Raw genomic sequence first — 25,368 nt, 5'->3', positions numbered from 1 at the left:
CGAGGTGGATGATGGAGTGGGGCGGAATCAATTTGCGCTGGGCCTACACCGATCTGCTGCTGAGCCTGAGCCGGCGTACCCATTGCGTGCAGCGTGCCTATGACGTGCTGCACGATGCCTTCATTCGCTTCGTGCTCGCCAACCAGCGTGGCGTCATCGAACAGCCCAACGCCTACCTGCGGCGCATCGCCCATTCCGTTCTGATCGACCATTACCGCGACGCTTCGCGCTATCAGCCGTTTCCCGAGGCTGGCAGCGAGCCGCGCATGGATCTGGACGAGGGCGCGTCGTTCGTCCCTTCGGCCGAACATCTGGCCGACCTCCAGCAGCGTCTGGATGCCCTGCAGCGCATTCTCGATTGCCTGCCGCCGCGTTGCCGCGAGGTGTTCTGGCTGGTGCGTATCGAAGGGCACCGCCAGGTGGAGGTCGCCGCGATGCTGCAGATCAGCACCACCATGGTCGAGCGCCACCTGGTGCGTGCCTTGCTCGATCTGCACGAGGCCCGCGAGCTGCTCTGCCCATGAGCGCGCGGCGTCGTGAGGCGGCGCACTGGTTCGCGCGACTGCTCGAGTTGCCGGACGATCACCCCGAACGTCAGGTCTTCGCCAACTGGCTGGCCGCCGACCCGCGCAACGCTCAGGAATTTCACAGCTTCAAGCGCTTGTGGGGCGACTTCTCCAGCACCGACCAGACCCGTGCCCTGGCTGGCGCCATGGAGAACGTCGGGCGCCGGCGCTTCCTGCGCAACGGCATGCTCGGCGGCTTGCTGCTCGGCGGCCTGGGTGCATGGCTGCTGGCCCGCCATGCCGCGCGCCAGGAACTGCAACTGTTCACCCGTATCGGTGCGTTGCGGCGCATGCAACTGGCCGACGGCAGCGAGGTGCAGATGGATGCCGATACACGCATCCAGGTGCTCTTCGATGATCGCGTGCGGCATCTGACGCTGTTGCGTGGGCGGGCCATTTTCGACGTGCGCCACGACCCGCAACGCCCCTTCGTGGTGGATGCCGGCGCGGCACAGGTGCGGGTGCTGGGGACGCGTTTCGTGGTCGAGACGTTCGACCGGCGCGTGCAGGTCAGCGTGGCCCGTGGCCGGGTCGCGATGACCAGCGGTGAGCAGCGCATCGAGCTGGGCGCCGATCAGGTCGGCCTTTATCGTGAGTCTGTCGGGCTGCGGCGTTCGGATCGCAAGGCGGCGGGCGCTTTTGGCTTCAGCAGCGGCAGCCTGGTTTTCGAACAGGCCGACCTGGGCGAGGTGGTGGCCGGCCTTGCCCGTTATCGCGAAAAGCCGCTGCGCCTCGAGCAGCCGGTCATGCCGCAGACCCTCACCGCCGTGGTACAGGTGGCCGATATCGAGGCATTCGTTCAGGCCTTGCCGCAGCTTGCCGGGGTACGCCTGCAGGAGCGTGCCGACGGCACCCTGTTGCTGCCGCGCTGAAAATTTTCGCGTTCCAGGTTGGGCTTTTCGCAGCCTGCTTCGTCAAGGGGTATCCGAGATCATCACGAGACCCCTCATGCTGCGCACATCCCTGAAAACACTGGTCACCGCCAGCGCCCTGACGCTGGCACTGGGCGTACAGGCAGCCCCCGTCGAACTGGATCTGCCGGCGCAACCGCTGGCTGCCACCCTGAAGCAGCTGGCCAGCCAGGCCGGGGTGACCCTCGCCGTCGATGATCGCCTGGTCGCAAGCCGCTCGGCGCCTGCGCTGAAGGGCACCTTCGCCATCGATGATGCGTTGCGTCGTCTGCTCGCCGGTTCGGGGCTGGTGGTGCAGCGCAGCGGCGACGTCTGGCTGATCATGGAGCACGGGCCGTCCGCCGCGCTCGACCTGCAGGCCACCACCATCAGCAGTGATCTGGCGAGCAGCGCTACCGAGGGTAGCGGTTCCTACACCACCCGTGCGGTCACCCTGGGCAAGGGCGCGCAGTCGTTGCGTGAAACCCCGCAGTCGGTCAGCGTGATCACCCGCCAGCAGATGGACGATCGTAATTTCACCTCCCTGGATCAGGTGCTCTACAGCGCACCGGGCATCACCCTGCAGACGCGCAACTTCGGCGACCATCAGTACAATTCCCGGGGTTTCGAGCTGGGCGCCGATGCCTATCTGGTCGATGGCATGCCCGGCGTGATTCACAGCCCCACCGGCTGGATGACCCCGGACACCGCCGTTTACGACCGCGTGGAGATTCTTCGTGGCGCCGCCGGCCTGCTGGTCGGCAACGGCAACCCGGGCGGCGCGGTCAATCTGGTGCGCAAGCGGCCGACTGCCGAGCCGCGCTTCTCGGTGACCACCCGCGCCGGCTCCGACGATTTCTACCGCATGGACCTGGATGGTAGCGGCGCGCTGAACGAGTCCCGCACCCTGCGCGGTCGTGCCTTGGTGGCCTACGAAGATCGCCAGTATTTCTACGACCGCGAAGCCAGCCGCAAGCCGCTGTTCTACGGCATCGTCGAAGCCGACCTCAATGACGCCTCGACTCTTTCCGTTGGCCTGCGCCGGCAGACGGGCGTCACCAGCGGCTACTCGATCTTCGGCCTGCCGCGCTACAGCAATGGCAAGGCCCTCGGCGTTTCCCGTTCCACCTCGCTGGCGCAGGACTGGAACCGCCACGAAAGCGAGCAGACCGAAGTTTTCGCCGACCTGGAATATCGCCTCAGCGAGGACTGGACCAGCAAGACCTCGCTGACCCGCGCCGAAGGGGGCTTCGATCAGCGTTCGGCACTGCCTCAAGGCGCGATCAACCCGGCCACCAATACGGGCTCGCGCTTGTTCCGAACGCTGTACCGCAGTGATGACGTGACCAACACCGGTATCGACAGCAACCTTTCCGGCAGCTTCGAAGCCTTCGGCCTGCGCCATACGCTGATGGTCGGCGGCAACTGGTCCCGCGAGGAGCAGTACAGCAAGAACGCCAATATCAATACCGCTGCGGGCGTCGGCGCCATCGACGTGTTCGACCCGAACCATCAGGCATTGGCCAGGCCGACGCGTGCCGCCTGGACGTCGATCAACGACAGCGCCGAGACTCGTTATGGGGTTTACGCCAATACGCGGCTGTACCTGAGCGAGCCACTGAGCGTGGTGCTGGGTGGACGGTTGAGTTGGTACGAATACGAGACCGAAGAGACCCTCAGCGGAACCAAGGCAGGGAATCGTCAGGATCACGAGTTCACGCCCTTCGTCGGCGTCATCTACGACCTCAACGACCAGTGGTCGTGGTACGCCAGCTACGCCGACATCTTCCAGCCACAAAGCGATTACCGCACGGCAGCGGGCTCGCTGCTCGATCCGGCCGTTGGCGTCAATTACGAAACCGGTATCAAGGGCGAGCTGTACGACGGACGCCTGAATCTCTCCGCTGCGCTGTTCTACATCAAGCAGGACGACGTGGCGGCAGAAGACCCCAGTGGCGCGCTCTGCGATTCGAACATCGATGGCCTGTGCTACCTGAATGCCGAGATCCAGCGCAGCAAGGGTTACGAACTGGAGGCCAGTGGTGAACTGCTGTCCGGCTGGCAGGTGGCAGCCGGCTACACCTTCAACCAGACCAGCAAGGCCAGCGGCGGCCCCACCGATTACCAGACACCCAAGCACCTGCTGCGCGCCTCGACCACTTATCAGTTGCCTGGTGCGCTCAATCGCCTGACCGTCGGCGGCGCCGTTTCCGCGCAGAGTGGCTACAGCACCGATACCTACGGCCCTGAAGTGAGCAACGCCGGTCGTGCGGTCTACGATGCCCTGGCCACCTGGAAAATCGACCAGCACTGGACGATTGGCCTCGATGCCAAGAACCTGTTCGACAAGACGTACTACAAGTCCGTGGGTGAGCTGCGCCGCGGCAATTACTACGGCGATCCGCGCAGCTACATGTTCACCTTGCGCGGTGAGTTCTGAGTCGCATGCCGGAACTCGTGGCCTGGCGTTGAGCGAAGCGCTACCCAGGGTGTTCATCCCCGGGTAGCGCCGCGCTGCAACTGAGCGGCCGCTATCCGGACAGGATAAACTGTGCGGCATCTCCATTGCCCACCACGTTGCCCGCCATGACCTTCGCTTCCCTCGGCCTGATCGAACCCCTGCTGCGCTGCCTCGACGGCCTCGACTACAAGACCCCGACGCCCGTCCAGGCCCAGGCCATCGGCCCGATCATCAACGGCCGCGATCTGATGGCCGCGGCGCAGACCGGCACCGGCAAGACCGCCGCCTTCACCCTGCCGATCCTGCAGCGCCTGATGATGGAAGGCCCGACCGTCGCCAGCAACTCGGTGCGCGCCCTGGTGCTGGTGCCGACCCGCGAGCTGGCCGAGCAGGTGCAGCAAAGCGTGCAGACCTACTCGCAGTTTCTGCCCCTGCGCAGTTACGCGGTGTACGGCGGCGTGAGCATCAACCCGCAGATGATGAAGCTGCGCAAAGGTCTCGACGTACTGGTCGCCACCCCTGGCCGGCTGCTCGACCTGTACCGCCAGAACGCGGTGAAGTTTTCCCAGTTGCAGGTGCTGGTGCTCGACGAAGCCGATCGCATGCTCGACCTGGGCTTTGCCCGCGAGCTGGACGACCTGTTCGCCGCCTTGCCGAAGAAGCGCCAGACCCTGCTGTTCTCCGCGACCTTCTCCGAGGCCATTCGCACCCTGGCCGGCGAAATGTTGCGTGACCCGCTGAGCATCGAAGTCAGCCCGCGCAACGCCGCCGCCAAGTCGGTCAAGCAGTGGCTGATTCCGGTCGACAAGAAGCGCAAGGCCGAGCTGTTCCTGCACCTGTACCGCAGCAAGAAATGGTCGCAGGTGCTGGTCTTCGTCAAGACCCGCAAGGGCGTCGATGAACTCGAGCAGGAACTGCTGGCCGCAGGCATTCGTGCCGATGCGATCCACGGTGACAAGCCGCAGCCGACCCGCCTGCGTGCACTGCAGCGCTTCAAGGCCGGCGAAGTCGACGTGCTGGTCGCCACCGATGTGGCCGCCCGCGGCCTGGATATCGATGACCTGCCACTGGTGGTCAACTTCGACCTGCCCATCGTCGCCGAAGACTACGTGCACCGCATCGGTCGTACCGGTCGCGCGGGGGCCAGCGGCCAGGCCGTGTCGCTGGTCTGCGCCGACGAGGTGCAACTGCTCTCGGCCATCGAAGCGCTGATCCAGCAGATCGTGCAGCGCGTCGACGAGCCGGACTTCATCCCCGACCACCGTGTGCCGCAGACCGTGGCTGGCGGTCTGGTGGTGAAAAAACCGAAGAAGCCGAAAAAGCCCAAGGTGGTGGGGGGCGGCAAGTCCGGCAGCCTGGGCCGCTGGATGGAGAGCGACGAACCTGCCGCACCGCCGGTCAAGGCCATCCGCAAGGTGCCGAGTTTCGGTGGCAAGCCGAAGGGCAGGCGTTAATGCTGATACGCCGCGCCAGGGAGGTGGATGTCGACGCGATCACCGCGATAGTCCACGACGCCTACGCCCCCTATATTCCACGGATCGGCAGGCAGCCGGCGCCGATGCTCGATGACTATCGCCAGGTTATTGCAGGGTACAGGGTGTTCGTATTGGAGGCGGACGGTGCGGTGAGGGGCGTTTTGGTGCTGGAGCATGAGGGCGATGTGCTGCATGTGCAGAACGTCGCGGTCTGCAATCAGGCCCGTGGCCAGGGGCTGGGCAGGCAATTGATGGGCTTCGCCGAAGACCAGGCTCTGGAACTGGGTTGCGTGGCCATCGAGCTGTACACCAACGAGCGGATGACCGAGAACATCCTCTTCTACCCGCGTTTGGGGTACCGGGAAACGCGCCGGGCGGTTGAAGACGGTTACGCCCGGGTGTTCTTTCGAAAGGCGATTTCGCTCGAAAGCTAGACGGTGCAGTGCGAGAGCGCTCCTGGGTATCGCTGCGCTCAATTCAGGCTTCGTGCTTTTTTCCGCTCAGATATTCTGCCCGATCCGCCACAGCACGCCGCTCGGGTCGAAGATGATGAATTCGCGGATGCCCCAGGGCTGGTCTTGCGGTTCGATGGTGCGCACACCGAAACGCTCGCCGAGCTTTTCCTTCTGCACGTTGGCCCACCAGGCTTCGACGTCGTCGACCAGCAGGTGCATGACGAAGTTTTCCGCCTGCTCCTTGACGTAGAAGTTCTGCAGCAGAAAGGCGTTGTGGTCGCCGTTGCTGAAGTAACTCATCTCGTCCGATTGCCAGCCGGGTTTGAAGCCCAATGCGGTGTAGAAGGCCTGGCTGAGCGGGTAGTCCTTGGCCGGGATGAAGGTCTTGAGTTCGACGCTGGTCAGCATGGGGATCCTCCTGATCCGGGGTTATCGGTTTTTGGTTCGCAGCCAGCGGGCGATGCCCTGGCCGGCCACACGGCCACTGGCGAAGCAGGCGGTGAGCAGGTAGCCGCCGGTGGGCGCCTCCCAGTCAAGCATCTCGCCCGCGCAGAACGTGCCGGGCAGGGCGGTCAGCATCAACCCCTTGTCGAGGTCTTCGAAAGGCACGCCACCGGCGCTGCTGATCGCTTCCTCCAGGGCGCGCGGTTGGCGCAGTTCGATGGGCAGGGCCTTGATCGAGGCGGCCAGGCGCTGGGGATCGGCGTAGTGCTCGGCGGGGGTCAGCTCGCGCAGCAGCGCGGCCTTGACGCCATCCAGCCCGGCCTGACGATGCAGGTGCTTGGCCATGGAGTGCGAGCCACGGGGCTTGCTCAGGGCCTTGCTCAAGGCGTCTTCGCTGCGCTGTGGCAGCAGGTCGAGGTGCACCGTGCAGCTACCGTCGCGGGTGATGCGCTGGCGAATGCCGGCGGACAGGGCATAAACCAGGCTGCCCTCGATACCGGTGGCGGTGAGCACGAACTCACCCTGGCGCTGCGCCTCACCGCTCAGACCCAGGGCGACGTTCTTCAGCGGTGCCCCGGCGAATTTCTCGCGCAACAGCGGGCTCCAGGTGGCCACGTCGAAACCGCAGTTGCTCGGTTGCAGCGGCGCAACGGGCACGCCGGCCTGCTGCAGATGGGCGACCCAGCTGCCGTCGGAGCCTAGCCGTGGCCAACTGCCGCCGCCGAGGGCCAGCAATACGGCATCGGCGTGCACCGCGCGCTCGCCTTCGGGGGTGCCCACGCGCAGGCTGCCGTCGTCATTCCAGCCCAGCCAGCGGTGCCGGGTGTGCAGGTGCACCCCGGCTTCGCGCAGGCGTTTGAGCCAGGCGCGCAGTAGCGGCGCTGCCTTCATGTCGGTGGGGAACACGCGGCCCGAGGTGCCGACGAAGGTCTCGATACCCAGGCCATGAATCCAGGCGCGCAGGGCATCGGCGTCGAAGCCTTGCAGCAGTTCGTCGACCTGCCCTTGGCGCTCGCCGTAACGGCTGACGAACGCCGGGTAGGCTTCGGAATGGGTGATGTTCATCCCGCCGACGCCGGCCAGGAGGAACTTGCGGCCCACGGAGGGCATGGCGTCGTAGAGGTCGACCCGCACGCCGGTGAGCGCCAGGGTTTCAGCGGCCATCAGGCCGGCGGGGCCGCCGCCGATGATGACGGCGGACAGGGAGTTCTGGGTCATAAGATTTGGCGAAGTTGGGCTGGCGCGCATTCTAACGCAGGCTCCGCCATCGGGCATGGGCGCCGCACAGGTCGGCGCCCGTGTTGCTTGCTACTGCTGACGCAATTGTGGCTCGGCCTGCTGTTGCATGCTGGCCTGGGCGGCTTTGGCCCGCTCAACATATTTCTGGTAGGCGGGGATGGCAATGGCAGAGAGGGTACCGATCATGACCAGTATGGCAAAGACGCCGGCGAGGCCCATCAGCCAGGCACTGCCCTTGGTGCGCCCGTACTTGGCGTTCCATTTCTGGTCACTGGTGCAGAAGAATACGATGGCCTCAATCAGCGAAATCAGGCTGGGAATGCCGGTGCCCCAGAACAGCAGATAGAACAGCCCCCACCACTGGCCCAGATAGAAACGGTGAAAACCGAGACCGCCAAGGAACAGCGCGAGCAGACCCGCGGTGATCTTGCTTCGAGGGTTGAGATTCTGGTTGGCGCTGCAGTGCGAGCAGGTCTGCGCAGTGGCAGTGATGGGCGAGCCGCAATTACGGCAGAACACGCTTTCTACTTCGAGATTGGCGCCGGGCGCCTGGTAGGCATGAGCTTGCATGGAAACATCCTTGTGAGAAAGGCGGCGACTCTAGCAGTGGGCAGAGGCGGGTGATAGCAGTTGGCCGTGATTCTGTGAGCTGGGTGCTTTCCTACGGGGGGCGGAGCTACCCGAGCCCTCGTTGCTGCCATACCCGCGCGGCGCTGTGATGGAGAATGCCATGGCGGCGGGCCAGGGCGTGGCGATCCTTGCTGTAGCCGCCACCGATCACGCCGACCACTGGAATGTCGCGGCCCAGGCAATGATGCAGCACGGCTTCGTCGCGGGCAGCCAGGCCGGCGTCGCTGAGTTGCAGATAGCCGAGGGCATCGTCGCGGTGCACGTCGACGCCGGCGTCATAGAGCACGATATCCGGCTGATAGAGGGGCAGCAGGTAGTCGAGGGTGTCGTCGACGACTTTCAGGTAGTCGCGGTCGCCCAGGCCACGAGGCAGCGGGATGTCCCAGTCGCTGCGGGCCTTGCGCGCCGGGTAGTTCTGCTCGCAGTGCAGCGACACGGTGACGGCGTTGTCCACGTGTTCGAGCAGCCGCGCGGTGCCGTCACCCTGGTGAACGTCGCAATCGAAGATCAGCACGCGATGCGCCTTGCCGCTTTCCAGCAGGTAGCGGGCGATCACGGCCAGGTCGTTGAAGATGCAGAAGCCTGCCGGGTAATCGTAGTGAGCGTGGTGGGTGCCGCCCGCCAGGTGACAGGCCAGGCCATGTTGCAGCGCCTGCTCGGTTGCCAGTAGCGAGCCACCCACTGCCCGCACGGTGCGACGTGCCAGCGCCGGGCTCCACGGCAGCCCGAGACGGCGCTGATCTTCATGGCTCAGCTCGCCGCTCAGGTAACGCTCGATATAGGCGGGGCAATGGCAGAGGGCGAGGATGTCCGCGGGGCAGATTTGCGGACGCAGCAGGTCGGCATCCCGGGTCAGGCCGCTGTCCACCAGGTGGTCGCGCAGCAGACGGAATTTCTCCATCGGGAAGCGGTGGCCTTCCGGAAAGGGCGGGCTGTAGTCGTCGTGGTAGATCAGCGGCAGGGGCATACAATGGCGGCGTTTGGTGAACCCTGGGCAGTATGCACGAGAAGCGAAATGGATGTGATCGAGCTGCAGACGCCGCGCTTGTACCTGAGCGCCTGGCGTGATGACGACCTCGCCGACCTGGCGACCCTGTGCGCTGACGAGCAGGTAATGCGCCATTTTCCGGCCCCTTGAGCCTTGAGCAGAGCCAGGCATTGCTGGCGCGCCTGCAGCAGCACTTCAGCCAGCATGGGTTTTGCTTCTGGGCGCTGCGGCATCGCCACGACGGGCGCTTCATTGGCATGACCGGGCTGGCCCATGTCGGCTTCGAGGCCGCCTTCACGCCGGCGGTGGAGATCGGTTGGCGATTGCTGCCGGAGCACTGGGGGCAGGGGTACGCCCAGGAGGCTGCTCGTGCGGCCCTGGACTGCGCCTTCGAGCGCCTTGAGCTGCCGCATGTGGTGTCCTTCACGGCCGCCGTGAACGTGCCCTCGCAGCGGGTCATGCAGGCGCTCGGCATGCAGCCGGCTGGCGGCTTCGAGCATCCGGCACTGGCGCCCGGTCACCGGCTACGCCAGCACCTGCTGTATCGGATCACGCGTGGCGAATGGCCGAAGCGGGGCTGAGCCTGTCGCCTCCGTCGCCATCCCGCGATTCCTGACAGGCGGCAAAGGCATTACCATTCACCGTCCGCGCACCCCGCGCGTGTCGCAGTATTGCCCTGGGTAGGGGCCGTGGAGAACCGTATGAGTCAAGTCCTGCAAGAATTGGTGGCGCTGCTGAGCCTCGAGGCCATCGAGGAAAACCTGTTCCGTGGCGTCAGCCAGGATCTCGGTTTTCGCCAACTCTTCGGCGGTCAGGTACTGGGCCAGTGCGTGTCGGCGGCCACCCAGACGGTCGAGGCCGATCGTCATGTGCACTCGCTGCATGGCTACTTCCTGCGCCCGGGCGATGCCGCATTGCCGGTGGTCTATCAGGTCGACCGCGTGCGTGACGGCGGCAGTTTCAGCACCCGCCGGGTAACGGCGGTGCAGAAGGGCAAGGCGATCTTCACCTGCAGCGCCTCGTTCCAGTACCTCGAAGAAGGGCTCCACCATCAGGCGCAGATGCCTGACGTCCCGGGCCCGGAAGGGCTGCGTTCGGAAACCGAACTGGCCAGCCTGGTAGCCGACTCGCTGCCGCCTCGGGTGCGCGAGCGTGTGCTGTTCGACAAGCCCATCGAGATTCGCCCGGTGACCGTCGATAACCCGTTCGCCCCCAAGGTCAGCGAGCCGGTCAAGTACGTGTGGTTCCGCGCTGACGGTGAGTTGCCGGACACACCTGCCATCCACAAGTACCTGCTTGGCTATGCCTCGGACTTCAATCTGCTGACCACCTCGATGCTGCCCCACGGCGTATCGGTGTGGCAGAAGTTCATGCAGGTGGCCAGCCTCGATCACTCCATCTGGTTCCACGGCAACCTGCGCATGGACGACTGGCTGCTCTACGCCATGGACAGCCCCTGGGCTGGCAATGCCCGCGGTTTTTCCCGCGGCAGCGTGTTCAACCGCCAGGGCCAACTGGTCGCCTCCGTGGCCCAGGAGGGCCTGATCCGACTGCGTGAAGACTGGCGCTGAAACGATAACCCGATGACGCCATCATCTTGACTTGTCAGACAGTTTTCCATGTCCGCTGATAGCGGGTGTCCTTTTGTTCTGTAGGACATCTGCCCCATGTCTGCCCGCTTATCTCCTACGTCAAAAAATATTCTTCATTTCAATCAATCTGTTGCGCATGGCATTGAGGGGTTGGTGAAAACATGCCTGATTCATTGACGCGTGCAATCGCCTGAACGTGGTCGACCCTTGTCCTGTGTCCCTCTCAATACCCGGATGTGACGATCCGGGTTTCTGAGCATGGGAGTTTCTCGAGTCTGCAGGAGACGGTTATGCGGCGTTCAGCGCTACTGGTTTCATCCCTTCTGGCGTTGGCCATTGGCTCAACGGCGAATGCAGCCGGTACCGTTACCGGTCAGCTTGGCATTCAACTGGTCATCACCGATGGCTGCACCGTGGGTAACGGCGGTTCTGCCGGCGGGACCTTCGGCAATATCGATTTCGGCAGCGTTGCCGCCATCACCGCGCCGCTGGAGGCGCAGTCCGTGGGTTCTGGCGGCGGTGGCTCGTTCAGCGTGACGTGCAACAACGGCACCGATTACAGCGTGACCCTCGACAGTGGCGGCAACCCCGCTGGCGGTCAGCGCAACATGAGCAACGGCACCGATCTGATCGCCTACAACCTGTTCCAGGATGCTGGCCGTACCACGCCCTGGGGCGACGGCAGCAATGGCGGCGATACCCTGGATTCGACCGGCAATGGCGAGGTCCAGGAGATCGTCGTGTATGGCCAGGTGCCGCCCCGTGCGGCCGTGCCGTCGGTGGGTACCTATACCGATACCGTACAGGTGACGGTGGCCTGGTAAACGCCAGCAGGCGGTTCGTCCGCTCGCCTGCCAACCCCCCGCTTTCTGTCAGGGAATTGCCATGTACGGCTACCGGCCCGTTCAATTCGTGGCGCTGCTTGCGCTCGCCCCCGGTTTGCTCAGCGCTGCCAGCAAGACCGCGACCATCGGTCTGTTCGCCGAGATACTGCCGGCCTGCAGCGCGGGCAGCACCGCAGCGAACGATCTTGGTCAGTTCGGCACCTTCGACCTCGGCACCCACTCCATTCTGCGCAGCCAGCTCGACGTGGTCGGCCAGCCCGGGAACGGCGCGCTGCGGGTCAATTGCCTGAGCAATACGCCCTATCAGGTGCTGATCAGCGCAGGTGGCAGTGGCAACGTCAATGCCCGGCGCCTGCAGGGGCCGAGTGCGCAGATCGCCTACAACCTCTACACCTCGGCGAGCTACCAGACCGTCTGGGACAACACGGTGGGCATCAGCCGCACCGGTACTGGCCAGGATCAATGGCTGCCGGTGTATGGCCGGGTTCCGGCGCAGCGTTCCCCGGCGGCGGGCATCTACCGCGATACGGTTACCGTCACGGTGAAATGGTGACGTCGCTGCGACGCGCCTGGCCGCTCGCGATGCTGCTCGCGGCACTGGATGCGCGCGCCGATACCGGCACCAACGAGCTACGCGTCGACCGGCAATTTCAGGTTCGTGCGGTGATCACCGCCGGCTGCTTACTCGGTAGCGGCGGCAGCGATGTGGCCAGCTACGGCAACATCAACTTCGGGCCGCTCGGCAGCCTTGGCAGCCCGGTGAACCGCACCAGCACGCCCGGCAGCGGCAGCATCGTGCTGCAGTGCACGCCGGGCATCGCGCTGACCATCGGCATTGGTGCCGGGGCCAACGCCAGCAGCGTGACAGACGGGCGTTTTCTGGCCAAAGGCGGCGAACGTCTGCGTTATCAACTATACAAGGACAGTGCCTTCAGCAATGTCTGGGGGGACGGCAACAACGGTGCCACGGCTCTCAGCGCGACGTTTCCCTCTGCTGGGGGCACTCAGAGTTATCCGGTCTATGCCCGGCTGTTCAGCGTTACGCCGATGCCCAGCGCAGGTGTTTACAGCGACGTGGTGACCGTTACCGTGAGTTATTGAACAGGGAGATCCACATGGCCCGCGCGGCATGGCAGCACCTCGATTTTCTTCATGCCAGGGCAGGGGCTTTAGTTCTACTACTGATGTTCGCGGGCCATGTGGGCGCAGCCAGTTCGGTGTTGATCTGGCCGATCAACCCGGTGATCGAGGCCGAGCAGAAAGCGGTGGCGTTGTGGCTGGAAAACCGCGGCCAGGCACCGGTCAATCTGCAGATACGGGTGATGGACTGGAAACAGTCGGACTTCGAGGATCGCCTCGACGCGCAGCGTGAGGTGGTCGGTAGCCCACCGGTGGTGACCATCGCTCCGGGCAAGCGGCAGATGATCCGCCTGATGGTCATGCAGGCGCCGCAGGTCGGGGTGCAGCGAGCCTACCGGGTGCTGATCGACGAGATGCTCGACAGCAATGCGGCTCCCGATCCGCAGCTGGGTGTGAAGTTTCAGATGCGCTATTCGATTCCCCTGTTCGTATTCGGCAGCGGCGCAGCGCCGGAGAGCGCCACCGAGCAGGCTGGCAAGAGCGTGCAGAGCCTGGCGCCAAAACTCAGGTACCGGATTCAGCAGCAAGGCGGCACACGCTTCCTGCAACTGCGCAACGACGGCACTGCCCATGCGCGATTGTCGGCGGTGAAGTTCGCTAGCGGTGGCAAGCAGCAGGTGGTGGCCGAGGGCCTGCTCGGCTACGTGTTGCCCGGCGCGCAGATGCGCTGGCCGTTGCCACCGGGGGTGGGCGCTGATGGCGCGGTGCTGGAGGCCATGATCAATGAGCGCAAAGAGCCCCTGTCGATACCCGGGCAGTGAGCATGCGGTTCGGTGGTCGTTGAACGATGCCCTCAGGGATGCGCGCTGCCCTGGCTCATTGGCTCGGCGTCTTGCTGCTACTGGCGGGGCAGGCGGGGCAGGCACAACAGATGCCCGATGAGTACGTTCTTTATCTGGAGCTGGTGGTCAATGAACTGTCGACCGAGCGGATCGTGCCGGTGACTTATCGCGCCGGCCGTTATCTGGTCGACAGCGACGAATTGCGCGCTGTCGGTGTGCCGTTGGCCGAGGACGCCAGCGGCTTGCAGGATCTGGCCGTTATCCCGGGCCTGCAGAGCGACTACCAGCAGGAATTCCAGCAGTTGAAACTGACCCTGCCCAGCGATTGGCTGCCCGACCAGACGGTGGGGCAGACCCAGGTTTATGAAGGGGTGGCGGCCCAGAGCTCGTTCGGAGCGCTGCTCAATTACGACTTCTATTACAGCGACAGTGACGAGGGCTCGCGCCTGCTCAACGGTTGGCTGGAACAGCGGGTGTTCGGCAGCATGGGGCGGCTCAGCAACAGCGGCGTATACCGGCATGCCTTCGCAGGCAACCGTGCCCAGGGTGATGGCTATATTCGCTACGACACCTTCTGGCGCTACAACGACCAGCAGCGGATGCTCAGCTACGAGGCCGGTGACCTGATCACCGGCGCGCTGACCTGGAATCGCGCGGTGCGCATTGGCGGGGTGCAGCTATCGCGCAATTTCGGTCTGCGCCCGGACCTGATCACCTACCCGTTGCCGAGCTTCAGCGGCGATGCCGCGGTACCGACCTCGGTGGATCTGCTGATCAACAACAGTCGGGTCAGCAGCGAAATGCTCAACCCCGGCCCCTTCACCATCAGCAGCGTGCCCTTCATCAGCGGCGCCGGCACCGCGACCGTGGTGGCCACCGATGCACTGGGGCGCCAGGTGGCCACCGACGTGCCGTTCTACGTGACCAATACCCTGCTGCAAAAGGGGCTCTACGATTACTCGCTGTCCGTCGGCAAGCTGCGCCAGGACTACGGTGTGGAGAACTTCGCCTACGGCAGCCAGGCCGCCAGTGGCACGTTCCGCTATGGCGTGGGCGATGGTTTCACTCTGGAAAGCCATGCTGAAAGCGCTGATGACCTGCGCCTGGGCGGTGTGGGCGGCACCTTCGCGGTAGGCACCTGGGGCACCCTGGGAACCTCGGTTTCCTACAGCGCGCACGATGGCCAGCGCGGCCAGCAACTGAGCTTGGGCTACAGCTATTACTCGCCGTTGTTCGGCCTTGCCATGCAGCGCGTGCAGCGCGACGAAGCCTATGCCGACCTCAGCGTGATCAGCGCGCTGCAGAGCAGCCGTGGGATTTCGGGGCTGGCGAAGACCACCGACCAGGTGACCCTGTCGCTGAACCCCCGACGCATCGGCAATATCGGCATCGGCTATTTTGCCAGCCAGATGCATGACGGTACCCGCAGCCGCCTGGTCAACCTGTCCTGGTCGCGCGGGCTGCCTGGCAACAGCAACCTGTTCCTGTCGCTCAACCGTGAAATCGGTGAACCCGGCTATTCCGCGCTGCTGCAATGGATGATCCCCTTCGACCTGCGCTCGACCTTCAGCGTAGGCCTGGAGCGTGATCGCGAGGGTGGCTATCGGCAGCGCAGCAACTTCGGTCGCAGTGCACCCAGTGAAGGCGGGGTGGGCTACAACCTGGCCTATGCCGCTGGCAATGGCGACCGCTACGCTCAGGCCGACATGACCTGGCGTGCGCGGCATGCCCAGTACCAGGCAGGCGTCTACGACGATGGCGGGCGGCGCACCTACTGGGGCGATGTCAGCGGCTCGGTGGTGGCGATGGGCGGCGGGGTGTATGCCAGCAACCGCATCGACGACGCCTTCGTGCTGGTCAGCACCGATGGCTATGCCGGGGTGCCGGTGAGTTTCGAGCACCAACTGCTCGGCGAAACCAATTCCCGGGGGCATCTGCTGGTGCCCTGGGTGCCTTCCTACTACCCGGGCCAGTACGCCATCGATTCACTGGGGCTGCCAGCCAATATCCGCACCCCGGAGGTCGAGCGCAGCATCGCGGTGCACGAGGGCAGCGGTGCGATGCTCGACTTCGAGCTGCGTCGGGTGGTGGCCGCCAGCATCGTGCTGATCGACAGCCGCGGTGAGGTGCTGCCCCGTGGCAGCCAGGTGACCCTGGAGGGGCGTGACCGACAGGCCACCGTTGGCTGGGATGGCCTGGTGTATTTCGAGGGGCTGCAGAAAAGCAATCGCCTGCAGGTGGCGCTGCCCGATGGCGGTCAGTGCGCCGCGGGGTTCGAATTGGAGAGCCTCGATGAGGAAATGTCCCTGGTGGGACCACTGACATGTCGTTGAGGAACGAGCGATGAGCGCTATCCGTGCACTGCTACTTCTTGCTGCTCTGCTACCTGGGGCGGCCTGGGCGGTCTGCACCACGCCGGGTGCCGCGGTGAGCCTTGGCACGAGCAATTCGCTGAGTCTGATCAGTACGCCGCAGAGCTCGGCAGGTAGCGGCGGTGTGCAATGCACTGGAACGCTGACCCTGCTGGGTACCAACTTCATCCGCGTCACGCTGCTCAACAATCCCGTGCTGGTCAGTGGTTCGCAGCAGATCCCGTTGCAGGTGTTCACCGACATCGGCTACAGCAACAGGCTGCAGACCGGCCAGCAGGTTCAACTGACCAATGCCACGCTTCTGGGGTTGGGCGGCAGCACCGGGACGCTTCCTCTCTACTATCGCACCGCCACCGGTGCCAACGTGGCGGCAGGCACCTACACCGCGACGCTGAACCTGAACTGGCAGTACGCGGTGTGTACGGGCGTTTTCGTGGCGGGCATCTGCTCCAACTGGGCGCTCAGCCCAGGTGCCGCTAGGCCTTCCTGCGGCGTGCTGGCGTGCAACCCGCCAAGCCCCTGGGGCGCAGGTGCCAACGTATCGGTCACCGTGACCCTGGTGGTCACCAAGGCCTGCGTGATCAACAACAGCGAACTGGTGATGGATTTCGGTACCCAGGCGCTGGTCAGCCAGTTCGCGCCGGTGACGCGCAACATCGGTGTCACCTGCACCAATACCGAGGGCTATACCGTGGGTTTCGACAACGGCCAGAACTTTCAGGCTCCCTGGCGGCGCATGGCCAGCGGCAGCAATCGGCTCAACTACAACCTGTATTTCCCCAATACCACCACCGTCTGGACCACCACCCAGACGCAACCCATGGTCGGTAACGGCCTGCAGCAGAGCGTGCCGTTCCTGGGCATCATCGACCCTGCCCAGGCCAACGTACCGGTCGGCACCTACACGGATAACGTGACGGTGATCATCATGTACTGAGCAGGTATGCTGCGGTTTCGATTCTGCAGTTGCCGGAGGGGCGATGAGCCTGCAGCGCTACACCCATTGGGTTTTCGATATGGACGGCACCCTGACCATCGCCGTGCATGATTTCGCCGCTATTCGCGTGGCGCTGGATATCCCGGCCGAGGACGACATCCTGCATCACCTGGCCGCGCTTCCCCCGGATGTTTCGCGGGCCAAGCACGCCTGGCTGCTCGAGCACGAACGCGAGCTGGCCATCGCCGCACGGCCTGCGGCAGGGGCCGTGGCGCTGGTGCGCGGCCTGCACGCACGTGGGCTGCGCCTCGGCATCCTGACGCGCAACGCTCGCGAGCTGGCGCTGCTGACTTTGCAGGCCATCGGCGTGGACGACTGCTTCGCGCCGGCCGACATCCTCGGACGTGACGAGGCGCCGCCGAAACCCGACCCTGGCGGCCTGCTGCACCTGGCCGACCGCTGGCAGGTGGCGCCCCAGGACATGGTCATGGTCGGCGACCATCGCCATGATTTGGCCTGTGGCCGTGCCGCCGGTAGCGCTACCGTGCTGGTCAACCTGCCGACCAACCCCTGGCCGGAGTTGAGCGATCACTTCGTCGCCGATTGCACGGCGCTTCAGCGTCTGGCCTTGGGCAATCCGGCTGCCTGACAACAGCCGTTACCGGCCTGCAGATCATCGAGAATCGGGCAGTCGGGACGGTGGTCGCCCTGGCAGTGGTCGACCAGGGTCTGCAGGGTATCGCGCAGGGCTTCGAGCTCGGCGATCTTGCCGTTGAGCGCATCGATGTGCTCCACGGCCAGGGCTTTGACGTCGGCACTGGCCCGTTCACGGTCGTGCCACAGGGCCAGCAGCTTGCCCGACTCGGCCAACGAGAAGCCCAGGTCACGCGCCCGGCGTATGAAGCGCAGGCGCTGCAGATCCCCGTCGTCGTACTGGCGGTAGCCACTTTCGCTGCGCCCCGCACTGGGCAGCAGGCCGATGGCTTCGTAGTAACGGATCATCTTGGCGCTGAGCCCGGTGTGCTTGGCCGCCTGTCCGATATTCATCGCATTACTCCTCGAGGTGGTTGGGCCGCCAGGTTTTCAGCAGCAGGGCATTGCTCACGACGCTCACGCTCGACAGCGCCATGGCGGCGCCGGCGAGCATCGGGTCGAGCAACCCGAAGGCGGCCAGGGGAATGCCCACCAGGTTGTAGATGAAGGCCCAGAACAGATTCTGGCGGATCTTCGCGTAGGTGCGCCGGGCGATATCCAGGGCGGCGGGTACCAGCCGTGGGTCGCCGCGCATCAGGGTGATGCCGGCCGCCTGCATCGCCACATCGGTGCCGCCGCCCATGGCGATGCCGACATCCGCCGCAGCCAGAGCAGGGGCGTCGTTGATGCCGTCACCGACCATGGCCACGACACCAGCGGCTTTCAGCTCACTGACGATACGCGCCTTGTCCGCAGGCAGAACCTGAGCGTGAACCGAACCGATGCCCAATTGCCTGGCGACAGCCTGTGCACTGCCCTGATTGTCGCCGCTGATCAGGTGGCTGACGATATGCCGGCTGCCCAGCGCGGCGACCGCTTCACGGGCGCCTTCTTTCAAGGTGTCGCCGAAGGCGAACAGCGCCAGCACCCGCGCTGGGGAGCCCGGCTCGATCAGCCACGACAAGGTACGCCCCTCGACTTCCCAGGCCTGAGCCGCTTTGGCCAGATCGTCCGGCTCGCTGGCGCCGCTTTCCTGTAGCAGGCGACGATTGCCCAACTGCAGCGATCGGCCCTCGACCAGGCCGGCAATGCCGCGACCGGCCAAGGCCTGGCTGGCGGCGACTGGCGCAAGGATGAGGGTAGCCTCCTGGCAGGCCTGCAACACCGCCCTGGCCAGAGGGTGCTCGCTGCCTTGCTGTAGCGCACCGGCCAGGCGCAGTGCCTGGTCGGCATCGATGTCGACGGTTTGCAGGTGGGCGATACGTGGTGCGCCGGAGGTCAGGGTACCGGTCTTGTCGAACGCCACCACCTTCACGCCATGGGCTATCTCCAGGGCTTCGGCATCCTTGATCAGGATGCCGTGCCGGGCCGCCACGCCGGTGCCGGCCATGATTGCCGTGGGCGTTGCCAGGCCGAGGGCGCAGGGGCAGGCGATCACCAGCACGGCCACGGCATTGAGCAGCGCGTTTTCCAGGCCTGCACCCAGGCTCAGCCAGACGATCAGGGTCAGCAGCGCGATCAACAGCACCACCGGCACGAAGACCTGGCTGACCCTGTCCACCAGTTTCTGGATCGGTGCCTTGGCGGCCTGGGCGTCCTCGACCAGGCGGATGATCCGCGACAGCACGGTTTCTGCCCCCAGGGCGGTGGTCTCGATCAGCAGACGGCCCTCGCCATTGATCGCGCCAGCGGTCACCGAGTCGCCCGGTGCCTTGGCTTGCGGCAGGCTTTCACCACTGATCAGTGCCTCGTCGGCGTGGCTGTCGCCCTCAAGCACCTTGCCGTCGACCGGAAAGCGCTCGCCCGGCCTGACCAGTACCCGGTCGCCCAGGCTCAGCGCACTGACGGCCACGCGTTGCTCGATGCCGCCCTGCAGGCGCGTGGCCTCATCGGGGCGCAACGCCTGCAGGGCCCGGATGGCGCTGGTGGTCTGACGCTTGGCGCGGCTTTCCAGGTATTTGCCGAGCAGGATCAAGGCGATGATCACCGCGGAGGCTTCGAAATACAGGTGTGGCGTGTGCCCCGCCGGGGTGATCGCCCATTGGTAGAGGCTCAGTCCGTAACCGGCGCTGGTGCCCAAGGCGACCAGCTGATCCATATTGCCGGAGCCGCTGCGCAGGGCGCTCCACGCGGCTCGGTAGAAACGCGCGCCGAGGACGAACTGCACCGGTGTGGCCAACAGGAACTGTGCCCAGGCCGGCAGCATCAGGTGTAAGCCGAAGGGCGCCAGCAGCATCGGCAGGACCAGCGGCGTGGCCAGCAGCAATGCCAGGGCCAGTCGCCAGCGCTCGGCCCGCAGGCGGCGATCGTTGGCGTCACCCGTCACTTGCGGTGCATCCATGGGGCTGGCCGAGTAGCCGGCAGTCGACACCGCAGCCAGCAGCGCCTGGGTATCGACCCCCGTGACCACCTGCACGCGGGCCTGATCGGTCGCCAGGTTGACGTTGACCGCCAGCACGCCAGGCTGTCTGCGCAGCACGCGCTCGACGCGGCCCGCGCAACTGGCACAGGTCATGCCGGAGATGGCCAGATCGAGGCTTTCACTGGGCACTTCGTAGCCCGCCTGGCGTACCGCCGCTATCAACGCTGGCAACTGCTCGACAGGCGCCTCGACACGAGCGCGCTCGCTGGCCAGGTTGACGCTGACTGCATCGACTTGCGGTGCCCCTCGCAGGGCGCGCTCGACCCGACCGACGCAGCTGGCACAGGTCATGCCGCTGATCGGCAGGTCGAGGGTGGGCGGCGTGGGCATGGTCATCTCCGGTTGATCCTAGTGGCAAGCCACAGGATCAACCCTGACCCATGGGTAAGGTCAAGTCCCGGAGCGATTAGGCGTCACTGGCTTGGCGGTGCAGGTGTCAGGTAGGGGCCGGATGGGCTGAGGCCGATGCGGTAGCGGCGAATTTCGCCGGCAGTCAGGTTCAGCCGCTGACTGTCGAGCGGGGTGATGCCCGCCTGGCAGCTTTCGGTGCCGATCATGCCCAGACGCACCGACACATCGCCGGGCGGCAGGTTGAAGGACACCGATTGGCCCTGGAACAGCCGTGCGGCCAGCTGGTCCTGCAGGTAGACGCCGAACTCGCACGGCGATGCCACTTCCAGGCGCTCGCGGGAGATGATCAGCACGGCGTAGCCATCGCCCATGGTGGTATGCGAGGGCAGTACCTGGGCGAGGGCGGGCAGGGGCAAAGCGAGAAACAGTGAGAAGAGTAGGCGGGACATGGTCAGACCAGATGGCTATGGAGTTTTGCTGAGCTTGGCCGAGGTTGGCGGGTTCAACAAGGTCGAGGGTTGACCTTGACCCTGTGGCAAGCTCGATACTTTTTTCAGCAATCCACTGATTGCCCAGGCGGGCAGAGGAGATGACGATGCAGATATTCAAGGTAGGCGGCATGACATGCGCACATTGCGAGCGGGCCATCACCGGTGCCGTACAGGCGATCGATGCGTCGGCTCAGGTGCAGGTGGATCTGGCCGCAGGCGAGGTCAGGGTGCAGACCTCGCATCCGGTCGATCAGGTGCTCGAAGCGATCATCAATGAAGGCTACAAGGCAGAGGCGGTACCCGCGGCTAAGACCAGTCGCTGATCAGGCCGCGGAACAGTCCGTCGATCATCACCGGCCCGTCGCTCTGCGGGTCGAACAGGGTGTTGTCGCGCAACCAGTCGCTGAGCATGCCGACGATCAGCGCGTGGATGGTGCGCGCCGCGAGGCGTGGGGTCATGCCGGGGCGCAGGCGAGGTTGCGCGGTCGGGTGAGCGAAGATCGCCTCGCAGAGGTCGATGAACTGGTTGATGAACGCTTCATGACGCTCTTCGGCCTCGCGCAGTTCTTCGGTGAACTCGCAGCGGTGCAGCAGTACCGTGAAGATGCGCCGCTTCTGCTCGTCCAGGGCTATACCGGCGATACCCGCCACGCAAAGCTCGCGCAGTGACTGCAGGCCGTCGCCCGACTGGCTCTCCTGCAGGTGCCTGGCCAGTTGCTCAGGGGGCAGGCGGACCTGGCTGAGCATGTCGTGAAAAAGGTGGGCCTTGTTCTGGAAGTGCCAATACACCGCGCCACGGGTCACCCCCGCATGCTTGGCGATATGCTCCAGGCTGGTGTGGGCGACACCCTTTTCCAGAAACAGTATCTCGGCGGAGGCCAGAATGGTGGTGCGGGTCTGCTCTGCTTGTTCTTTGGTTCGACGCATACGACAGGAATCAAATCGGTTCGGGAATGGCGAGTGTAATTATTTTTTCGCCTTAAGGTTTGTTTTACAGACGAACTTGTATGTAATTGTCGGCATCCACTCTTTCAGGGGCCTCCAGCGCTCCGCCCGTTGATCCAGCCAAGGCTGGAGACACTCGTCGAGTACCGTGCACATGACGCTTCGCCTGTTACTGATTCTTGGGGCACTGAGTGCCTTCGGCCCGCTGGCCATCGACTTCTATCTGCCCAGTTTCCCCGCCCTGGCGCTGGCCTTCGATACCGACACCGAGCACGTCCAGCTCTCCCTGGCGTCCTACTTCGCCGGGCTGGCCATCGGGCAATTGCTCTATGGCCCGCTGGCCGACCGGTTCGGGCGACGCATTCCGCTGCTCGTCGGGGTGTCGCTGTTCACCCTGGCGTCGCTGGCCTGTGCCGTGGCGCCGAGCCTCGAGTGGCTGATCGTCGCGCGCTTCGTGCAGGCCTTGGGTGGTTGTGCCGGGATGGTGGTGTCGCGCGCCGTGGTGCGCGACCTGTGTGACCCGATCAGCTCGGCCAAGGTGTTCTCGCAACTGATGCTGGTGATGGGGCTGGCGCCGATCCTCGCGCCCGTGGCGGGTGGGCTGTTGCTCAACCTGTTCGGCTGGCCGTCGATATTCGTCTGCCTGACGCTGTTCAGCGCGGCTTGCCTGGTTGCCCTGTACCGCTGGCTGCCGGAAACCCTGAACCCCGACGTCGAGCCGGCTCCGCTGCGCGGGGCGATCGGTGAATATCGCCGGCTGTTCGCCGATCTGCCCTTTATCGGCCATGCCCTGACGGGAGGGCTGGCGATTGCGGGTATGTTCGCGTACATCGCCGGTTCGCCCTTCGTGTTCATCCAGCTGTATGGCATTGCGCCGGAACACTACGGTTGGTTGTTCGGCACCAACGCCGCTGGCTTCATCCTGGCGGCGCAGGTCAATGCATGGCTGGTGTCACGCCAGGGGCCGGCCTACTGGGCCAGGCGCATCGTCTGGTTCTATTTGGGCTGCGGCATGCTGTTGCTGCTGTTGTCGTGGGTGCATACCCAGTCGCTTTGGCCACTGATGGTGCCGTTGTTCGGCTGCATCGCGTCGCTGGGCATCCTGCTGCCGAACACCTCCGCCTGCGCCATGGCAGGGCAGGGGCGTCATGCGGGAAGCGCGTCGGCACTGATGGGCAGCCTGCAGTTCACCATCGCGGCGACTGCCGCGTCCATGGTTGGCGTGCTGCATGACGGCAGCGCCGTACCGATGGCGCTGGTCATCTTCTCTTGCGGGGTGCTGGCGGTGCTGGCTTCGCGCTTCACCCGCTGGGCGGAGAAGCGCGCCGGGCACCCTCTCGGCTGACCCGAGGATCAGCCTGCCATGCGTTGCCTTTCCGGCAGCGCGTGGGGTGCCTGCACCCTGGCTTCGAGCGTTGCCACGAACTGGCGTGCCTCGGCTTCGCTGCGAAAACTCACCTGATGCCTGCCGAGACTCACTTGCCAGTGAATGCCGAGAGGGCCTTTCAGCGCACGTATCCGGATATCCATGAGGGTGACTCCCAGTGAGGTGCGGACAGTCTAGCCGCAACTGGGAGAACTGCTCTGATGCAGATCAACGAGGCGACGGACGTCACTGCTCGGCGAGGGAAACGTGGCAGAAGCATTTCCTGCAGGCAAAAAAAGACCCGGCAAAGAGCCGGGTCAATAACCGTGATTAGCCTGATGAGGAGATAATCTGAAGAGTCCGACCTAAGGTCTCTTTAGGTTATCGGCTGATCTCGCGACCAGCTGATGCAAATAATAGCAATTCTCATTTCATAGTCAACAGCTATTTGGAAATTATTTTCATTCATGGCGGCCATAGCGTTCAGCTGCCCGTTGAAACGACGAACCCCGGCACATGGCCGGGGTCCGGTGGCGGACTGTCGGCTCAACCAGGCTGACGCAGCCCGGTGACTTCCTTGTTGAGTAGGTCGATGCGCCGCGCCATGCTCTCCACCAGGCTGTGGGCGATACGCGGGTTGCTCTCCATCAGGTTGAGGAACTGATCCTTGGGGATCACCATCACCGTGCAGGCCTCGCTGGCCACCACGGTGGCGCTGCGTTTTTCATGGGTGAACACGGCCATGGCGCCGAAGATCTCGTCTTTCTGCACGTCGCCCACCTTCACGCCATCGACGAAGGCTTCGGCATGCCCTTCGATGATGATGAACACGTGATCGGCGTCGTCCCCCTGATGGATCAGCGAGTCGCCTTTGCTGAAGTGCTTGAAACCGGTGGCGGGGCGTACTTCCGGCTGCTTGATGCGTGCCAGGGCGTCGGAAAGCAGGGCGGTGTGGCCCACAAGGTACTGGATGAACAGTTCCTGACGAGATTCGCTGGCGTAGATGTGCTTGAACACCTCGCTACGCGAATAGGGAATCAGGGTGATCGGTTCATCGCTGGTGTAGCGGCATGTCGGCAGGTCGATGCCCTGGCGCAGGCCGACCAGATCGCCTTCCTGCAGATAGAACAGCGGGCGCTCGTCGACCAGCGCATGCAGCAGGCCATTGTCGATGATGAATAGCTGATTGCCAGGCAATTGGGCGGCCAGGTTCTCGCTGCGCTCCACGTGCAGCGCAGCGCCGCATGGGCTGAGCCCATCGAGTAGTTGCCCGGGGATGCTCTGCAATCGGCTGATCAGTTGGTCGGCGTAGGCCGGTTGTTCCCCGAGTAGATACATGATGGTTCCTTGAGCTGCTCATGCCGAATGCGCACGAAAATCCCTGAAACGATAATCTCCGCCGCGCTCCAGGTAAATCGATCTCGCTGGAGGTTGTGAACCAAGGCGTGTTCTGCCTCCGGGCAATCGCGGCCGAGCCCCCGTTATCCGTGGTGTCAGGCGTTCTGTGACGGGTAATCCGTGTGGACTAGATCCGGTCGTCGTTGGCCGCTTCTTCGAGCTGCAGGTTGAGACTTTCCTTGCGCGTTGGCGGCAGCTCGCTCCAGTGAATGTCCAGCAGTGCACCCTCGATGGCGTAGAGCAGGACCTTGGAGGCCCTGAATCCCCGTGCCCGGACGGCCCGGTAGGCGTCGACCGCGCCGTGTCGGCGCAGGTCGCTGACGTTGTGGATGCCCACCGCGTGAAGCCACTGCGACGAGGTCTTGCCCAGATTCTTGAGGTGCTGCAATTCGTCGTTCACGGAATCTCCTTTTCGCGGCCGTTTTGCAGGTGGATGCTGGCTGGCCGCTGCATTGGGAGAAAGTGTAGCGGCCTTGAGCAGCGACGCCCGGATGGAGCGTTACACACTGCTACAGGTGGTTGGGGTGGGTGCGATAGCGCAGGCGTGTACCGAAATTCATCGACATGAGGATTTCGTCAGCGCTCAGTTCGGCCGGGAAGTAGGCGCCGGATATCTGCGCATGGGCGATGCTGGCGCCCTCCAGCTGTGCGGTGCGCAAGTCGACCCCGCGCAGGTCGGCACCGCGAAAGTAGGCATCGCGGAAATCGATGCCTTCGGCGTCCAGGGTTCGCAGGTCGAGGCCGCGGAAGTCGCCGCCGCTCAGATCGATGCCGGCGCCTTGTGGACGCTGCGCATTGAACGCGGCGACATCATCGTTGTGCAACAGGCGGTAGAGCGGGGTGTCCAGCTGGCGTGGTTGGCTCATGATGGCAGTGATCCGGGAGG

27 protein-coding genes and 1 pseudogene are annotated in these 25,368 nt (G+C 64.6%); 16 read left to right on the top strand and 12 right to left on the bottom strand.

Features of this window, described 5'->3' with window-relative positions:
* Nucleotides 1-32 precede the first annotated feature (32 nt).
* From QRN22_RS10810 to QRN22_RS10790, 5 genes are all read left to right on the top strand, one after another.
* On the top strand, nucleotides 33-524 hold the full coding sequence (locus tag QRN22_RS10810) for a sigma-70 family RNA polymerase sigma factor (protein ID WP_197076973.1): 492 nt from the start codon (nucleotides 33-35) through the stop codon (nucleotides 522-524).
* Complete coding sequence (locus QRN22_RS10805; RefSeq protein WP_042553006.1) at nucleotides 521-1,438, top strand: FecR family protein; 918 nt, start codon at nucleotides 521-523, stop codon at nucleotides 1,436-1,438. The genes QRN22_RS10810 and QRN22_RS10805 overlap by 4 nt, the downstream gene beginning before the upstream one ends.
* Nucleotides 1,439-1,514: 76 nt before the next feature.
* Nucleotides 1,515-3,896, top strand: coding sequence for a TonB-dependent siderophore receptor (locus QRN22_RS10800; RefSeq protein WP_042553007.1), 2,382 nt, complete (start codon nucleotides 1,515-1,517; stop codon nucleotides 3,894-3,896).
* 146 nt (nucleotides 3,897-4,042) lie between these two features.
* Nucleotides 4,043-5,371, top strand: a complete 1,329-nt coding sequence (gene rhlE1, locus QRN22_RS10795) for an RNA helicase RhlE1 (protein WP_042553008.1) — start codon at nucleotides 4,043-4,045, stop codon at nucleotides 5,369-5,371.
* Entirely contained in the window at nucleotides 5,371-5,826 is a 456-nt protein-coding gene (locus QRN22_RS10790; RefSeq protein WP_042553009.1) for a GNAT family N-acetyltransferase, read from the top strand. The genes rhlE1 and QRN22_RS10790 overlap by 1 nt, the downstream gene beginning before the upstream one ends.
* Before the next feature lie 66 nt (nucleotides 5,827-5,892).
* Here QRN22_RS10790 and QRN22_RS10785 read toward each other — a convergent pair whose 3' ends face one another.
* The 4 genes from QRN22_RS10785 to QRN22_RS10770 all read right to left on the bottom strand — a co-directional run bounded on the left by QRN22_RS10785 (nucleotide 5,893) and on the right by QRN22_RS10770 (nucleotide 9,127).
* A complete protein-coding gene (locus QRN22_RS10785) occupies nucleotides 5,893-6,255 on the bottom strand; it encodes a VOC family protein (RefSeq protein ID WP_042553010.1) in 363 nt (120 codons plus the stop codon).
* A gap of 21 nt (nucleotides 6,256-6,276) precedes the next feature.
* Nucleotides 6,277-7,509: a TIGR03862 family flavoprotein gene (locus QRN22_RS10780; protein WP_042553011.1), complete on the bottom strand. Its 1,233-nt coding sequence runs from the start codon at nucleotides 7,507-7,509 to the stop codon at nucleotides 6,277-6,279.
* 90 nt (nucleotides 7,510-7,599) lie between these two features.
* Nucleotides 7,600-8,100, bottom strand: coding sequence for an NINE protein (locus tag QRN22_RS10775; RefSeq protein WP_082045744.1), 501 nt, complete (start codon nucleotides 8,098-8,100; stop codon nucleotides 7,600-7,602).
* Between the two features lie 106 nt (nucleotides 8,101-8,206).
* Complete coding sequence (locus tag QRN22_RS10770) at nucleotides 8,207-9,127, bottom strand: histone deacetylase family protein (protein ID WP_042553012.1); 921 nt, start codon at nucleotides 9,125-9,127, stop codon at nucleotides 8,207-8,209.
* A 48-nt stretch (nucleotides 9,128-9,175) separates the two neighbouring features.
* On the opposite strand from QRN22_RS10770, the pseudogene QRN22_RS10765 reads away from it, so the two are divergent.
* The 9 genes and pseudogenes from QRN22_RS10765 to QRN22_RS10725 all read left to right on the top strand — a co-directional run bounded on the left by QRN22_RS10765 (nucleotide 9,176) and on the right by QRN22_RS10725 (nucleotide 17,465).
* Nucleotides 9,176-9,729, top strand: a pseudogene (locus tag QRN22_RS10765) (GNAT family N-acetyltransferase).
* Nucleotides 9,730-9,849: 120 nt separating this feature from the next.
* Nucleotides 9,850-10,719, top strand: a complete 870-nt coding sequence (gene tesB / locus QRN22_RS10760; protein WP_042553013.1) for an acyl-CoA thioesterase II — start codon at nucleotides 9,850-9,852, stop codon at nucleotides 10,717-10,719.
* 311 nt (nucleotides 10,720-11,030) lie between these two features.
* Nucleotides 11,031-11,564 (top strand): Csu type fimbrial protein, encoded by a 534-nt coding sequence (locus QRN22_RS10755; protein WP_042553014.1) that lies wholly within the window; start codon nucleotides 11,031-11,033, stop codon nucleotides 11,562-11,564.
* Between the two features lie 61 nt (nucleotides 11,565-11,625).
* Nucleotides 11,626-12,138 (top strand): Csu type fimbrial protein, encoded by a 513-nt coding sequence (locus QRN22_RS10750; RefSeq protein ID WP_052493762.1) that lies wholly within the window; start codon nucleotides 11,626-11,628, stop codon nucleotides 12,136-12,138.
* Between the two features lie 29 nt (nucleotides 12,139-12,167).
* Nucleotides 12,168-12,686 (top strand): Csu type fimbrial protein, encoded by a 519-nt coding sequence (locus QRN22_RS10745; RefSeq protein WP_042553042.1) that lies wholly within the window; start codon nucleotides 12,168-12,170, stop codon nucleotides 12,684-12,686.
* 14 nt (nucleotides 12,687-12,700) lie between these two features.
* Nucleotides 12,701-13,486, top strand: a complete 786-nt coding sequence (locus QRN22_RS10740) for a fimbrial biogenesis chaperone (RefSeq protein WP_082045745.1) — start codon at nucleotides 12,701-12,703, stop codon at nucleotides 13,484-13,486.
* A gap of 38 nt (nucleotides 13,487-13,524) precedes the next feature.
* Nucleotides 13,525-15,840 (top strand): fimbria/pilus outer membrane usher protein, encoded by a 2,316-nt coding sequence (locus QRN22_RS10735; protein WP_231570130.1) that lies wholly within the window; start codon nucleotides 13,525-13,527, stop codon nucleotides 15,838-15,840.
* A gap of 10 nt (nucleotides 15,841-15,850) precedes the next feature.
* Nucleotides 15,851-16,816, top strand: coding sequence for a Csu type fimbrial protein (locus tag QRN22_RS10730; RefSeq protein WP_042553016.1), 966 nt, complete (start codon nucleotides 15,851-15,853; stop codon nucleotides 16,814-16,816).
* 43 nt (nucleotides 16,817-16,859) lie between these two features.
* Nucleotides 16,860-17,465: an HAD family hydrolase gene (locus tag QRN22_RS10725; RefSeq protein WP_042553017.1), complete on the top strand. Its 606-nt coding sequence runs from the start codon at nucleotides 16,860-16,862 to the stop codon at nucleotides 17,463-17,465.
* Here the strand turns inward: QRN22_RS10725 and cueR are convergent.
* The 3 genes from cueR to QRN22_RS10710 all read right to left on the bottom strand — a co-directional run bounded on the left by cueR (nucleotide 17,432) and on the right by QRN22_RS10710 (nucleotide 20,731).
* Nucleotides 17,432-17,863, bottom strand: a complete 432-nt coding sequence (cueR, locus tag QRN22_RS10720) for a Cu(I)-responsive transcriptional regulator (RefSeq protein ID WP_042553018.1) — start codon at nucleotides 17,861-17,863, stop codon at nucleotides 17,432-17,434. The genes QRN22_RS10725 and cueR overlap by 34 nt on opposite strands.
* A 4-nt stretch (nucleotides 17,864-17,867) precedes the next feature.
* On the bottom strand, nucleotides 17,868-20,261 hold the full coding sequence (locus tag QRN22_RS10715; protein ID WP_042553044.1) for a heavy metal translocating P-type ATPase: 2,394 nt from the start codon (nucleotides 20,259-20,261) through the stop codon (nucleotides 17,868-17,870).
* An 83-nt stretch (nucleotides 20,262-20,344) separates the two neighbouring features.
* Nucleotides 20,345-20,731 carry a hypothetical protein gene (locus QRN22_RS10710; RefSeq protein WP_042553019.1) on the bottom strand — a complete coding sequence of 129 codons (387 nt, stop codon included), beginning with the start codon at nucleotides 20,729-20,731 and terminating at the stop codon, nucleotides 20,345-20,347.
* Nucleotides 20,732-20,877: 146 nt separating this feature from the next.
* Between QRN22_RS10710 and QRN22_RS10705 the strand changes: the two genes are divergently transcribed.
* Nucleotides 20,878-21,096 carry a heavy-metal-associated domain-containing protein gene (locus QRN22_RS10705; RefSeq protein ID WP_042553020.1) on the top strand — a complete coding sequence of 73 codons (219 nt, stop codon included), beginning with the start codon at nucleotides 20,878-20,880 and terminating at the stop codon, nucleotides 21,094-21,096.
* Here the strand turns inward: QRN22_RS10705 and QRN22_RS10700 are convergent.
* Nucleotides 21,080-21,700: a TetR family transcriptional regulator gene (locus QRN22_RS10700; protein WP_042553021.1), complete on the bottom strand. Its 621-nt coding sequence runs from the start codon at nucleotides 21,698-21,700 to the stop codon at nucleotides 21,080-21,082. The genes QRN22_RS10705 and QRN22_RS10700 overlap by 17 nt on opposite strands.
* 172 nt (nucleotides 21,701-21,872) lie before the next feature.
* Here QRN22_RS10700 and QRN22_RS10695 point away from each other — a divergent pair, with 172 nt between their 5' ends.
* A complete protein-coding gene (locus QRN22_RS10695; protein ID WP_042553022.1) occupies nucleotides 21,873-23,063 on the top strand; it encodes a multidrug effflux MFS transporter in 1,191 nt (396 codons plus the stop codon).
* An 8-nt stretch (nucleotides 23,064-23,071) separates the two neighbouring features.
* Here the strand turns inward: QRN22_RS10695 and QRN22_RS10690 are convergent, their stop codons facing one another.
* The 4 genes from QRN22_RS10690 to QRN22_RS10675 all read right to left on the bottom strand — a co-directional run bounded on the left by QRN22_RS10690 (nucleotide 23,072) and on the right by QRN22_RS10675 (nucleotide 25,348).
* A complete protein-coding gene (locus tag QRN22_RS10690; protein ID WP_179539040.1) occupies nucleotides 23,072-23,248 on the bottom strand; it encodes a hypothetical protein in 177 nt (58 codons plus the stop codon).
* Nucleotides 23,249-23,630: 382 nt separating this feature from the next.
* Nucleotides 23,631-24,422 carry a Crp/Fnr family transcriptional regulator gene (locus QRN22_RS10685; protein ID WP_042553023.1) on the bottom strand — a complete coding sequence of 264 codons (792 nt, stop codon included), beginning with the start codon at nucleotides 24,420-24,422 and terminating at the stop codon, nucleotides 23,631-23,633.
* 187 nt (nucleotides 24,423-24,609) lie between these two features.
* Complete coding sequence (locus QRN22_RS10680; protein ID WP_042553024.1) at nucleotides 24,610-24,882, bottom strand: TfoX/Sxy family protein; 273 nt, start codon at nucleotides 24,880-24,882, stop codon at nucleotides 24,610-24,612.
* A 109-nt stretch (nucleotides 24,883-24,991) separates the two neighbouring features.
* Complete coding sequence (locus tag QRN22_RS10675; protein WP_042553025.1) at nucleotides 24,992-25,348, bottom strand: pentapeptide repeat-containing protein; 357 nt, start codon at nucleotides 25,346-25,348, stop codon at nucleotides 24,992-24,994.
* Between the last annotated feature and the right edge of the window lie 20 nt (nucleotides 25,349-25,368).

Source organism: Pseudomonas sp. MEJ086, assembly GCF_030209025.1.
GTDB classification, from domain to species: domain Bacteria; phylum Pseudomonadota; class Gammaproteobacteria; order Pseudomonadales; family Pseudomonadaceae; genus Aquipseudomonas; species Aquipseudomonas fulva_A.
This window is presented reverse-complemented; position numbering and strand designations above follow the sequence as displayed.